This window comes from Paraneptunicella aestuarii (genome assembly GCF_019900845.1).
In the GTDB taxonomy this organism is placed as follows: Bacteria; Pseudomonadota; Gammaproteobacteria; order Enterobacterales; family Alteromonadaceae; genus Paraneptunicella; species Paraneptunicella aestuarii.
Genome location: NZ_CP074570.1, coordinates 3,618,623 through 3,632,140, shown reverse-complemented (window position 1 = coordinate 3,632,140; position 13,518 = coordinate 3,618,623). Strand labels below are relative to the sequence as shown.

At 41.7% G+C, this 13,518-nt stretch carries 10 protein-coding genes and 1 other RNA gene; 9 read left to right on the top strand and 2 right to left on the bottom strand.

The annotated features are described in order from the left end of the window. The first annotated feature begins 98 nt into the window (after window positions 1–98). The 3 genes from tyrR (at window position 99) to maiA (ending at window position 3,864) form a co-directional block, all read left to right on the top strand. Window positions 99–1,655, top strand: a complete 1,557-nt coding sequence (tyrR, locus tag KIH87_RS13825) for a transcriptional regulator TyrR (protein WP_232358449.1) — start codon at window positions 99–101, stop codon at window positions 1,653–1,655. A 305-nt stretch (window positions 1,656–1,960) separates the two neighbouring features. Next, window positions 1,961–3,037, top strand: coding sequence for a 4-hydroxyphenylpyruvate dioxygenase (gene hppD / locus KIH87_RS13820; RefSeq protein ID WP_232358448.1), 1,077 nt, complete (start codon window positions 1,961–1,963; stop codon window positions 3,035–3,037). 173 nt (window positions 3,038–3,210) lie between these two features. Then, on the top strand, window positions 3,211–3,864 hold the full coding sequence (gene maiA, locus KIH87_RS13815; RefSeq protein ID WP_232361490.1) for a maleylacetoacetate isomerase: 654 nt from the start codon (window positions 3,211–3,213) through the stop codon (window positions 3,862–3,864). A gap of 71 nt (window positions 3,865–3,935) precedes the next feature. Here the strand turns inward: maiA and KIH87_RS13810 are convergent, their stop codons facing one another. Next, on the bottom strand, window positions 3,936–4,394 hold the full coding sequence (locus KIH87_RS13810; RefSeq protein ID WP_232361489.1) for an Lrp/AsnC family transcriptional regulator: 459 nt from the start codon (window positions 4,392–4,394) through the stop codon (window positions 3,936–3,938). Window positions 4,395–4,825: 431 nt separating this feature from the next. Here KIH87_RS13810 and KIH87_RS13805 point away from each other — a divergent pair, with 431 nt between their 5' ends. Further along, window positions 4,826–5,875 (top strand): Leu/Phe/Val dehydrogenase, encoded by a 1,050-nt coding sequence (locus KIH87_RS13805; protein WP_232358447.1) that lies wholly within the window; start codon window positions 4,826–4,828, stop codon window positions 5,873–5,875. A gap of 112 nt (window positions 5,876–5,987) precedes the next feature. Further along, window positions 5,988–6,084, top strand: an RNA gene (gene ffs, locus KIH87_RS13800) — signal recognition particle sRNA small type. A 19-nt stretch (window positions 6,085–6,103) separates the two neighbouring features. On the opposite strand, the gene KIH87_RS13795 is transcribed toward ffs, so the two are convergent. After that, the gene (locus KIH87_RS13795; protein WP_232358446.1) at window positions 6,104–6,364 is read right to left on the bottom strand and encodes a late competence development ComFB family protein; all 261 of its coding nucleotides are present in this window, start codon (window positions 6,362–6,364) and stop codon (window positions 6,104–6,106) included. 75 nt (window positions 6,365–6,439) lie between these two features. On the opposite strand from KIH87_RS13795, the gene KIH87_RS13790 reads away from it, so the two are divergent. The 4 genes from KIH87_RS13790 (at window position 6,440) to KIH87_RS13775 (ending at window position 13,488) form a co-directional block, all read left to right on the top strand. Next, complete coding sequence (locus KIH87_RS13790; protein WP_232358445.1) at window positions 6,440–7,537, top strand: tryptophan 2,3-dioxygenase family protein; 1,098 nt, start codon at window positions 6,440–6,442, stop codon at window positions 7,535–7,537. Window positions 7,538–7,780: 243 nt separating this feature from the next. Next, on the top strand, window positions 7,781–10,528 hold the full coding sequence (locus KIH87_RS13785; protein WP_232358444.1) for a TonB-dependent receptor: 2,748 nt from the start codon (window positions 7,781–7,783) through the stop codon (window positions 10,526–10,528). A 170-nt stretch (window positions 10,529–10,698) separates the two neighbouring features. Further along, window positions 10,699–11,670 carry a class I SAM-dependent methyltransferase gene (locus tag KIH87_RS13780; RefSeq protein ID WP_232358443.1) on the top strand — a complete coding sequence of 324 codons (972 nt, stop codon included), beginning with the start codon at window positions 10,699–10,701 and terminating at the stop codon, window positions 11,668–11,670. Window positions 11,671–11,679: 9 nt separating this feature from the next. Continuing rightward, window positions 11,680–13,488 (top strand): tetratricopeptide repeat protein, encoded by a 1,809-nt coding sequence (locus KIH87_RS13775; RefSeq protein WP_232358442.1) that lies wholly within the window; start codon window positions 11,680–11,682, stop codon window positions 13,486–13,488. Window positions 13,489–13,518: the final 30 nt, after the last annotated feature.

Here is a 13,518-nt window from a genome sequence, read left to right as displayed (position 1 = left end):
CTGATTTTATCTTTCGAGAGAGTTTTTTCTTTGCTCAGGATAAATTCTGCGGTAAATTGTACCAAATAGTTTACATTCTCTGATGTTCAGGAATCCAAATGAGACTGGAAATAAGCTGCCAGGACAGATTGGGGATCGCCCAAGACGTACTAGACATTCTGGTTAGACACAACATTGATTTACGCGGCATTGAAGTTGATCGCTCAGGAAAGATTTATCTTAATTTTCCCAATATCGAATTTGAGGAATTTCAGCATTTAATGCCTGAAATTCGCAAACTAAGCGGTGTTGATGATGTTAAAACCATTCCCTTTATGCCCATTGAACGCGAGAAAAAGCAGCTTCGAGCGTTACTTGAAATACTGCCAGATCCGGTTTTTTCAGTAGATACTAAAGGCAAGGTTTTGCTGGTGAATGAAGCTGCGTCTTCCAGCCTGGAACAAGAAGATGAAGAACTGCGCGATAAGGAAATAGGTGACATAGTTAAAGGCTTCAACTTCAACAAGTGGTTGGGAAGCAAGAAAATTGCGATGGAAACCCATAGAGTGAAGTTTGTTGAGCAGGATTATGTCGCAGACATGCTACCTATTTTGGTGGCTGAATCCAGTGAGAGTCAGGTCTTGGCTGGAGCTGTCATCATGCTTAAATCTGAGTACCGCCTCGGTCAGCAGCTACATGTGTTTCATCAAAGCCAGGAAGATGGGTTTACCCATATTCAAGCTAACAGTACCAGCATGAAGCGAGTTATCCGTGAAGCGAAAAAAATGTCGGAACTGGATGCGCCTATTCTGATCTTTGGTGAAACTGGCACGGGTAAAGAGCTGATCGCAAAAGCGTGTCATCACGCCAGTCGACGTGATGAAGCGCCATTCCTGGCACTTAATTGCGCAGCCATTCCTGATAACGTCGCTGAAACTGAATTGTTTGGTTATGGTCCTGGGGCGTTTGGTGGTCAGGAAACCAAATCTGGATTATTTGAGCAAGCTAAAGGTGGAACCCTGTTTCTGGACGAAGTCGGGGACATGTCGCCACATCTGCAATCCAAACTATTGCGAGTGTTGCAGGATGGAAGCTTCCGTCGTATTGGCGATGAAAAGGAAGTCGAAACTGACGTTCGGGTTATTTGCGCTACTCAAAAAGATCTGGGGCAAATGGTGGCAGATGGAGAATTTAGAGAAGATCTCTATTACCGTTTGAATGTATTGAGTTTGGTCTTGCCAGCTTTAAGAGAACGTAAACAAGACATTATTCCTCTGGCAGAAGTGATCATTAAGCAGCATTCAGCCAAGTTAGGACGTAGACCTCCGAAATTGAATAAATCCTGTGTTGATTTTTTAACCAATTACCCGTGGCCGGGCAATATTCGTCAGTTAGAGAATGCGCTTTATCGAGCGGTGTCCTTACTGGATGGTAAAGAGCTGAGTAAAGAGCATATTCAACTACCTTCTTGTGCCGGCACTATTAACTATATTTCAGAAGACTTTGAAGGTACGTTAGAGCACGAAGTTAAACGCTTTGAACGTGATTTGCTACGCCGCATGTATCCTTCATATCCGAGCACTCGCCAATTAGCCAAAAAGCTTGGACTAAGTCATACCGCAATTGCTAATAAACTTAGAGAGTACGGTATTAACCGTAAGACTGTAAAAGTTTAGTTACGCACTGTTCTATAATCTTTACAGATTTTCCCCGAATGACTGGCGATTATGGCTGTTTTTCGGGGGTGTTTAATTTGTAAATTATATTGTACGTATTTATGCCCTGTTAGCAGGGGGCTAATTCACCTCTGCTATCTACTTCCTCATGGATTTTGTCGCTATGATTCGGTGCAAACTATAACTCAATGCTGTTTGTTTAATTCCTGTTCAGTTCTCGATTTATGCTTCATTTGATGTGAATTGAAGTGAAGCTGGCAACTGACAATACAAACGGCTTATAACCTGATTAAGAGATTGTACAGATGAGTAATGATCAAGCCTATAACCCTTTAGGTACAGATGGATTTGAATTTGTTGAATATACTGCTGCTGATGCAGAAGGTATCCAAAAACTGAAGGATTTGTTCGTTTCTTTAGGTTTTGCTGAAGTAGCTAAACACCGCTCTAAAGAAGTCTGGTTGTACAAGCAGGGGGATGTAAATTTCATCGTAAATGCTCAACCATCTTCACAAGCTGAAGAGTTTGCTAAAGTTCATGGCCCAAGTGTTTGTGGCATGGCTTTCCGTGTTAAAGATGCTAATGCGGCTTTGAAACACGCTCTGCAAAATGGCGGTAAGCAGTTCGTAGGCAACCTTGGCGCAATGGAGTTAAATATTCCTGCTATTTACGGAATTGGTGAAAGCACGTTGTACTTTGTTGATCGTTACGGTGATAGCACGATTTATGATATCGACTTCAACTTCTATCCTGATTGGAAAGAAAGATTGCAAGCGGCTGATGCTGGATTACATACGCTGGATCACCTGACCCACAATGTTCAGCGTGGCAACATGAAGGTGTGGGCTGATTTTTATGAGAAAATTGGTAACTTCCGTGAAATCCGTTACTTCGACATTGAAGGTAAGTTAACGGGCTTGGTAAGCAAAGCGATGACTGGCCCTTGCGGCAAAATTCGTATTCCAATCAATGAATCTTCTGATGATAAGTCTCAGATCGAAGAATATTTGAGAGAGTACAACGGCGAAGGCATTCAGCACATTGCATTGTCTACCGATGATATCTATCAAACAGTACGTACTTTGCGTGAGCGTGGTATGAAGTTCATGGTAACGCCGAATACTTACTACGAGAAAGTGAATGACCGTGTACAGGGGCATGGTGAGAACGTTGATTTGTTGAAAGAACTCAGTATCTTGATTGACGGTGCGCCAGAGAAAGATGGCATTTTGCTGCAAATCTTTACTGATACCGTTATCGGCCCTGTATTCTTTGAAATTATCCAGCGTAAGGGCAACGAGGGTTTTGGTGAAGGTAACTTCAAAGCCTTGTTTGAGTCTATCGAGCTGGATCAGATCCGCCGTGGCGTAATCTCTGAGTAATTGAGCGACATTGAGTTCATTTTTAAAAGCGAGACGTGAGAGCGTCTCGCTTTTTTCTTATGTGTCGCCCAAAGTTCGAAGCTCGAATGATTACCTTTAACACTTCTATTTGATCTTTTGCTCACTCAACTTCACAATTTGGATTCTTTTCACAAGCCTTCTTTCCCGGAGCTATTTTCATGAAGTTATTTAGTTATTGGCGTTCATCTGCAAGTTATCGAGTCAGAATTGCATTAAATGTAAAGGGCATCGAATATGACTATGTTCCCGTACATTTGGTAAAAGATGGAGGTGAGCAGCATTCTGAACAATATCAGGAGATGAACCCTGCCAGATTGGTTCCTACTTTAGTTGATGAGAACGAAGGGCTTACGTTAAATCAATCAATGGCGATAGTTGAGTATCTGGACGAAGCATATCCTGACACTGAGCAATTGGTTTATGGTGATAAAAAGAGTAGGGCGTTAATTCGCACTATTGCTTACGATGTGGGATGCGATATCCAGCCAATTGCGAATTTGCGTATTCTGAATTACCTGACTGATAATTTGAACATGGAAGCTGATAAAAAGACGCAATGGGCACAGCATTGGATTCGTACCGGGTTTGAAGCTCTGGAAAAACGGCTTGTTAAATCATCTGGGAAATACTGTATTGGTGATAAGCTTTCCCTGGCCGATGTTTGCCTTGTGCCCCAAGCCTATAACGCGACACGTTTTGGTGTTGATTTGGCTGATTACCCTACCATTCAGCGAGTGGTTGACAATTGTAATCAGTTACAAGCGTTTATTGATGCGAAACCCGAAAATCAGCCTGATGCAGGTTAATCAGATGAGTAAGTAGGGCGTTTCTGATTAACCTAAATGCATGGATGCATGTCAGTTCAATATAAAAAGATTTAAAGAGGAAGCTCGGTTGTATTTTTGACTTGTTTCAGGGCAAAAGTTGAGCTGATGTGATCCACACAGGGAAGTTGTGTCAGTTTTGACTTGAGTAGCTTCTCGTATTCTTCAACACTTTCTACAATGACTTTTAGCAAGTAATCCTTGTCGCCGCTAGTGGTGTGGCATTCCACTATTTCATGAATATCTTGAACCGCTTTTTCAAAGGCGGTTAAGGAAACACTGTCGTGATTTTTAATAGAAACATAGATAAACACACTGACGCCAAGGTTCAGTTTCTTGTGATCTAAAATGGTGACTTTTTGCTTGATAATACCCTGACTTTCAAGTTTTTTTACTCGTCGCCAGCAGGGTGTATGAGATAAACCTACTTTCTGGCTGAGCTCTGCCATTGAAATGGTTGCGTCCTTTTGGAGCACTCTCAGGATTTCTTTATCAAATTTATCTAATTTCATTGTTGTTATTTTGTCTGAAGATGGATGCAGGACAAATGTCCACCTGAATCGCGACGTTCTAGAATGAGATAAATTACCTGTTTTTTCAAACGCTGTAATCATATTTGTTTAATTTGCTGTTTCTTGAAGAATATTCCACTTGTGACCTAAACGTTTTAGCTTTCATTTCGAACCGTAGGAGCGAGTTATTGTGAGTTTGGCTTGCGTGGATATTGGGTTTGCCCCAGAGCTGATAGTGGGGGATGGGAGGAGGTTTATTACTTTGGCAAAAGTTATTATTTATACAAGCCTGATTCGACGTGATGTTGTTGGAATAAAATGATTACACTTGATAGTGATAAAAAAGGATTATTTCATCTCTCAGAGCATAAATGCTGTCTCACAAATGAGTTAGAATCCTGAAAAATATAACAAATGGATCTCTACATACTATGTCGTTATTTGAACACCACGAATTTGATAACCATAAAGAAGTTGTTTTTTGTAATGACGAGAAGTCTGGCCTTAAGGCTATTATCGCTGTTCATAACACGAATTTAGGCCCTTCTTTGGGGGGGTGCCGTATGTTTCCTTATGCAAACAGCGGCGAAGCGTTAACGGATGTGTTGCGCTTGTCAAAAGGCATGACATACAAAGCTGCTATGGCTAATTTGAATCAAGGTGGTGGCAAGGCGGTTATTATTGGTGACCCGAGAACCCAGAAAAGTCGAGATATGTTTTTGGCATTGGGGGATTTCATCGAGCGTTTGGGTGGGGATTACATTACGGCCGAAGATTCTGGGGTGGCGGTGAGTGATTTGCACGCGACTGCTGAAAGAACTCAATATGTGTCGGGTATCAAGGCTAAATTTACTTATGATGGCAGCCCTGCCGATGGTAATCCTGCACCAGGTACTGCATATGGTGTGTTTGTCGGTTTGAAGACAACCGTTGAATATGCTCTTCATAGCAGTTTGGATGGCGTAAAAGTTGCGATTCAAGGATTAGGCCATGTGGGATATCGTCTGGCGAAACATTTACGTGATGCTGGAGCCGAGCTGTATGTTACCGATATATTTCCTGAACAATTAGAAAAAGCGCGTGAAGAGCTTGGTGCTACAGTGGTGCAGCCGAATGATATTTATGGCTTGGATGTCGATGTATTTGCGCCTTGTGCTCTTGGTGCCATTCTAAACGATAACACTATTCCTCAAATTAAAGCGAAAGTGATTGCGGGTGCTGCCAATAACCAATTGGCAAGAGAAGCCTTGGGGTCGGTGTTACGTAGTAAAGGAATTTGCTATGCCCCAGATTATGTGATTAATGCTGGCGGTATTATTGATATTTATCACCAAACTCAGGATGGTACTCCTGATGATTTGCGTAAGCATTTAGAATCTATCGGCGATACCTTGCGTGAAATTTATATTCGCGCCGATGAAACAGACCAAGCTAATAATTTGGTCGCGAACGTGATCGCTGAAGAAAGATTCAACAAGTAAACCTTTCTGTAAACAAGGTGTTTGCATCTCTCGCGGGCATTGTGCATAATGCCCGCCGCTTTAGAGAAGTAGTTACGAATACTTTAAATTAAAGCCTTATCAATGGTGGTCCTTTCGGTCCTCTCGCAATGATAGCTGGTGAACCCGGTCAGGCCCGGAAGGGAGCAGCCGCAGCGAGTGACTCATGTGCCGGGATGTGGCTGGTTGGACCGCCACCCAATTCTGCAATTACTTCCTTTCGTCCAGTACCTTAACTGAATTATCAATAGCATCAGCGACTTCTTTTTCCATTTTCATACGTTCCTCACTACTCAGGAAAAAGGCCATATCCACCTCATAACGAATGTATTTGGGGGGAACTTGATTCAGTGCCATACAGCACAGGTCGGCTAAATAATCAGCATCTTTTGTTTCTTGTAAACCTAACTGACCAATTCTTTCCAAAACCAGGTGTTCATAATAGTTGTGAACATCATCATCTAATTTCATGCGGCCTCCAGACTTTGATAACCTAAGTGTAGCTATACGGGACACTATATCCTAATAAAAATCATTGGATTCATTATGAAGAAAAATACTCAACCTGTTTATTATGGTGAATATCTTAAATTGGACAAGTTGCTTTCAGCTCAGGAAATGGAAAGCAGTAAATACAATGATAAACCCGCTCATGAAGAGATGCTGTTTGTTATTGTGCATCAGGTCTATGAACTCTGGTTTAAGCAAATACTGCATGAGTTAAGCACCGTTATCGATATTTTTGCGCAAGAAGAAGTTAAAGATGATCAGCTAACATTGGTTGTGCATCGTCTGAAACGGGTGCTGGCAATACAAGACTTGCTCAATGATCAAATCGGGGTAATGGAAACAATGACCCCGCAAGAATTTTTAGAATTCAGAGATTATCTGGTTCCTGCTTCAGGTTTTCAGAGTATTCAGTTCAAGATTTTGGAAATCAGCCTTGGATTAAAAACCAACTATCGAATTGAGTTTGATAAGCAGTCTTTTTACATGCGTCTTAAACCTGAGCATCGAGAGTTTCTTGAGAAGCTGGAGTCGCAAGACAGTTTACTTGAACTGGTAGAGAAGTGGTTAGAGAGAATGCCATTTCTCGAGTTTGAAAACTTTGATTTTTGGCGTCACTATCGAGATGCAACGAATGACATGATGAGTAATGACAAAGATATTATTTTGAACAATCAAATGATGTCTGAAACGGAAAGAGAGAAGGAACTTAAAGATCTTGATATGACAGCAGCATCTTTCGACGCTTTGTTGGATCCTGCTAAATATGAAGAAGTCAAAGCATCCGGTCAGTTCCGGATGTCACAAAGAGCAGTTATGTCTGCGTTGTTTATTCAGCAATATTCAGAAGAGCCTATTTTCAATCTCCCTTGTCAATTTTTACAATGCTTAACGGAGGTTGATGAAAAATTAACCATTTGGCGTTATAAACATGCAATGATGGTGCAACGAATGCTGGGAACAAAAATAGGCACAGGGGGATCTTCTGGACACGATTATTTGAAAAAAACGACAGAATCCAACCGTATTTTTAAAGATTTCTTTAACATGGCGACCTTTATTCTAGCCAAGTCTGCATTGCCGCCATTACCGGCTAACGTCAAGAAAGCTCTAGGGTTTTCTCTTACATCAGTTTAATAGTTATATGCCCTGTAAGGTTTGTTTTACGGTTAATGATTTATTAAATAATTGTTAATTGGAACTTTGCTTTTAGAGTCAATTGTTTGATGTTGACCCGAGTTCCCGCTTGTGTGTATTATCCTCTGCGGGGCTCACTACCCTTCATGGGCTATTAGCCTTATAGAATAAAAATTTCGATCACGGTCGTATGTGATCACACAACACTAAAAATTAATAATTAGTGGTCCAGGGAGACAACACATGTATTTAAATTCAAGATTGGCTAAGTCTGTTAGACTAGCTCTTGCATTTGGTGCTGCTTCTGCAACAGTTTTGACTGCCGGTGCTGTATCCGCGCAAGAAGCTGACGAAGAAGAAGGCGTCGAGAAAATCGCTATTACTGGTTCTCGTATCAAACGTACTGACGTTGAAACTGCAAGCCCGGTAAGTACATTTACTGCAGCAGACATCGAAGCTGCTGGTTTGAACACTCTAGAAGATTTCGTTCAAAACGTTCCTGCCATCAACGGTGCGAAATTAGGTAGCACAGTAAACAACGGTAACCTTGGTTTCGCTACAGCATCTTTGCGTGGTTTGGGTTCTGGCCGTACATTGGTATTGATCAATGGTCGTCGTTGGAACTCTGGTGACTTGAACGCAATCCCTGTTTCTATCATTGAGCGTGTTGAAATCGTACGTGACGGTGCTTCTACTGTTTACGGTTCTGACGCAATTGCCGGGGTTATCAACTTCATCACCAAGCGTGATTTTGAAGGCGTTGAAATTGCAGCTCAGTATGACATTACTGATGAAGATGATGGTGAAACTACCAAATTCTCTATCACTACTGGTACTTCAAGCGATAAAGGTAATGTAGTTCTTTCTTTGGAATACACTAACCGTAACTCAATCTGGCAAGGCGATCGTGACTTCTCAAATTGTCCTTTGTTTGATGATGGTCCAGGTACAACACCTTACTGTGGTGGTTCTGGCACTATTCCTCAAGGCCATGCGTTCCCAGCTTCTTACGGCTTCAGCGGCGTAGTTTATGATCCTGCGACAGACAGCGTAGTTCCTTTCTCTAATGCGACTCACGGTTATAACTATGCAGCTTCTAGCTACATGGTTACTCCTCAAGAAGTATTCAGCATGAATGGTTCAGCCAACTATGAAATCAGTGATTCTTTGAAAGCTTTCTCTGAATTCGGTGTTGCTAACCGTCAATCTGAGCAGTTGATGGCTCCAGTTGGTACTTTCTGGTTCCCATTAGTTCCAGCTTCTAACCCTGGTACTGCTGTTTTCGATCCAAATGGTGTTGGTACTGATACCTATGTAGCTCGTCGTTTGGCTGAAACTGGTGGACGTCGCTTCACTCAGGACGCAAGTGACTATCGCATGGTAGTTGGTTTTGAAGGTACTCTTCCTAACGATTGGACTTGGGAAGCTTCTTATAACTACTCTCGTTTCGTAGATACTCGCGTTGTATTTGGTCAAGCTAACGAAGTACGTTTCCAAAACTTGTTAGACCCAGATTTGTGTGCTGCTGATTCAGATTGTCCTGGAGTTTGGAACCCGTTCATCGCTGGTACTTTGACTCAAGAAATGATTGACTACGGTACAGTAACTCACTCTCCTGTACGTCGCGGTACTACCAAGCAATTCATGGCTAACATTCAAGGCGATATGGGTAGCTTGGAAGTTGCTGGTCCTATCCAGTGGGCTTTCGGTATTGAAAAGCGTTGGGAAGACTACTTGAGCCAGCCTGATGGTGCGGCAACAATTGGTCAAATCTACGGCGTTGCTGCTAACCGTACTGAAGGTCAATATGACGTTGAAGAAGCGTATTTGGAAGTTGTAGTTCCTATTTTGGAAGGTATGCCTTTCGCAGAGCGTTTGACTTTAACTGCTGCGGTACGTCGTTCAGATTATGACTTCTTGAACGATGCTGCTACTAACTCTAAATTTGGTTTAGAGTGGACTCCAGTTGAAGACTTGTTGATTCGTGCGACTTGGGCGGAAGGTTTCCGTGCTCCTAGTATCACTGAGTTGTTCTTGCCAGAGCAAGATACTAACCCTGCTTACACAGATCCTTGTGTGAACTGGGGTGCTTCTAGTAATGCAACCGTACGTGCTAACTGTGCTGCTGATGGCTTAGACCCAGACTTCTCCTTGTCATCTAACCAAGCAAGCGCAATCAGTGGTGGTAACCCTGATCTTGAGCCAGAAGAGTCAGAAAGCTTCACAGCTGGTTTCGTGTATACTCACGACTCTGGTTTCTCTGCAGCAATGGACTTCTTTGATATTGAAATCACTAACGGTATCGGTACCGCAGGTGTGAACAATATCATTGGTCAATGTTATGCAAGTGTTGACTTCTCAAGCCCTCTTTGCGCATTGATTCGTGGCCCAGGTGCTTCTGGTGATGCTCCTCACCCAACGTCTCCTCGTCGTAACGTAATCGGTAATCCAGCTGGTGTTACTTTGTCATTTGCTAACTTGGCAAGCTTCAAAACCTCTGGTGTTGACTTCGATTTCTCTTACAAAATGGAAGCGATGGGTGGTGAAGTTGAAGCAACTGTTGCTGGTACTTACCTGAACGAGTACAAGTACACCCCTTATGACGGTGCAGAAGAGATTGACATCGCAGGTTACTTTGATACTGACCAGTGGGAAGGCGCTTTGGCGACATTCAACGAATGGAAATACAACATTGGTTTGAAATATCGCACTGATGACTACTCTGTAACTTGGGAATCTCGTTTCATGTCTGAAACTGAAGATTACAACGGTAACGCAGATGAGCATTTAGATATTATCGCTGATTCTATCTGGTATCACGACATCAATGCTGCGTACTACCTGGATAACTATACATTCAGTGCTGGTATTCGTAACTTGACGGATGAAGATCCTCCTTATGTAACTAACAGCCAAGATATGAATACTATCAACTATTCATATGACACTGCAGGCCGTTACTTCTACGTAAGAGCATCTGCTAAGTTCTAATAGAACTGTTGTTATTGGTAAAAAAGCCAGCGATTACGCTGGCTTTTTTGTAGGCATAAAAGCAATAAAATGAGAATGGCAGGAGATAAGAAAACGTTTTGGTATAACCTCCTCTTTTATCGATGCGTTTTCTTATCTTGAATACATATTTAATAAGCTGGTAAGTGATAGTGGAAAAGTCTTTTGAACCTTGGGCACATTATTGGCAAACGATGAATAGCCATGCGTGTGTTCGGGTTAATGATGGCGAATACCGAGAAGAGCTGGAATCTGTCTGGAAGCCGTATTTTTCAAAATTAGCACCCAATTCCAAGGTGCTGGATGTTTGTGTTGGCAATGGTGCTGTGTCAAGAATGGCCGTGCAGGTTTCCATTGATAGCGAGTTATCTCATGAGGTTACAGCTGTTGATGGAGCCTCAATAAACAAGGAGTATGTTGAAAGAGATGAATGGCTAGGAAAAGTTAACTTTGTTGATGAGACAAACATTGAACAGCTACCATTTTCAGATCAGCCGTTTTATTTGATCGTCAGCCAATACGGTATTGAGTACACCAATACTTCAGTTACCCTTCCTGAAATTGCCCGGGTGCTAAAACAAAGTGGTGAGCTGGTCATCGTTGCGCATGATAAAGAGGGGTTAAGCGTCATCGCTGCTCAGAATGCCCATGATTATCTTATTTCAGTATTGGATAAAAGCCGTTTTTTCTCGGTACTGAAAGCATATCTTGAACATTTGTGCCTGGAACGAAAAAATATACCTTTTAAGCCGTCAGACGCTTTACTTCAGCTAGATAAAGAGCTCATTAAGGCAAAGAAAATTGTTGAGCAAGGATATCAGTCAGTCGATAGCAAGGATATCGCACATAATGTTATTTCCGTTGTGGGTCATATGTTGTCGAATCATCAGGATTTTGAATTAGATGATATGTTGGCTAAAGTGAGTGATATCGAAAATGCATTAGAGATGCATCGAAAGCGACTTAATTTGTGTATTGAAAGTGCGTTAGATCAAGAGTCTCTGGCTAACTTATTTGATATTGTTCGCTCTATTCATTTAAAAACCATTAAAAATGAAGTGCTGTTGGATTCTGATAATCAGATTATTGCGAGATTACTGCACTTTAAAAAGATATCTGACTAGTTGCCTATTATGAGTAATCCACAGGAATTATGGCAAGCCGCTGTCGCTGCTTTCCAGCAGAATCGTTTTCAAGATGCCGTACGTTACGGTGCCCAAATCCCTAAGTTCAATCAGTCGTTGGCAGTGCTGAAATTGCTAGCTCAAAGCGAGAGAAAATTAGGAAATCTGGATTCCGCTCACAAGTATTTGCAGGAAGCACTAACCCTACAGCCTAAAAACCCGGAATTAAGAAATTTATTGGCAAATTTATATAAGGAAAAAGGGGGGATTGCTGAATCCGAAAAGTTGTTTCTTGAATTAACGAAGGAATTTCCAAGAGAATTTACACCTCTTTATAACCTGGCTCTTTTATATAAATATGCAGGCAGATTTGGGGATGCGTTAGTTCAGGTTGAAAAAGCACTAAAAATTAATCCTGACAGTATCAATGCACAGGTTACCAAGGCACAGTGCCTAACTCATCAGCAAGAATATAAAGCGGCAGGTTCAATATTTAAGTCATTATTGAATAAATCGCCAAACAACTTACTTGTTTTACAGAACTACTCAAACATGCTTCGTTCGATTGGTGATTATGATGCTGCTGAAGAATTACTTTTATCAGTGAGAACCATTGCACCTGAGCATCCTTTATTGAATCAACAACTGGCGAGCTTATATGCGCTAAAAGGGCAGTTTGAAGAATCAGATAACTTGTATCGGCAGGGCGTGGAATTACAGCCTGAAAATATCAGCCTGCTTGACGGATGGAGCCGCCTTTATTGGAATAGTGGACGAGGTGACTGGGAAAGGGTTTACAAGGATGCCATGCTCAGAAGCCCAAAAAATACCGATATTATAGCAAACTATGCGGTAAGCCTGGTTAAGGCGGATGAAAATGCCAAGGCGTTAGAATTGATTATGGATGCCCAAAATAAAGGCTTGAATTCCTGTGCTATCAGCACTCTTCATGGTTACTTGCTTCGTGAAAACGGTGATGTTCAAAAAGGTTTGGAAATACATGAGGATGCTGCTGGGCAATACCCTCATGATATCGAATTGCAAAAGGAATATGGTACATCATTGCTGGCTGCACAACGTTATGATGATGCATTAAAGGTATTTGATAAGTTAGTTGAATCCTCTCCCGATGATAGGGGGCTTGTTGCCTATCTTTGTACGGCTTTGCGTTTAAGCGGAAATTGGGACAGGCTAGCGGAATTACACGATTTCAATAATTTTGTTCAGCCTCATCAGATTGATGTTCCTCCGGGCTATTCATCTATTAGTGAATTTAATCAGCAATTGAAGTCTGATTTAATGGTCTTGCACCATCAACAGGCACAGAGACCAATTGACCAATCTTTACGCTCAGGAACTCAAACTCAAGGCAACTTGTTTGACATGGATATCCCGAGTGTGCAATTACTCAAAGCTGAAATAGAAAAGAAAGTACAAGAATATAATGCTCGTTTGCAGAGAGATAATTTTCATCCTCTATTGCAGCATGTTGGTAAGGCACATCGATTTTCATGTTCTTGGTCAGTGCGGTTACAGGATCATGGCTTTCATAAGAACCATTTTCACCACAAAGGTTGGATTAGCTCTGCTTATTATGTCAGTTTGCCAGATGAAATTGAGGATCAGCAAAAAGGCTGGATTAAATTTGGTCAGCCAGAAATGAGTAGTCAAATTCAACTGGAACCAGAACATGTTGTAAAACCCAAAGAAGGATGTCTGGTATTATTTCCGTCTTATATGTGGCATGGGACTATTCCTTATGACTCACCCAAGGAAAGGATGACTGTGGCTTTTGATGTGGTTCCTGTTGAGTCGTAGAACTTTTATTAATTGAAGAATAATAAAGAG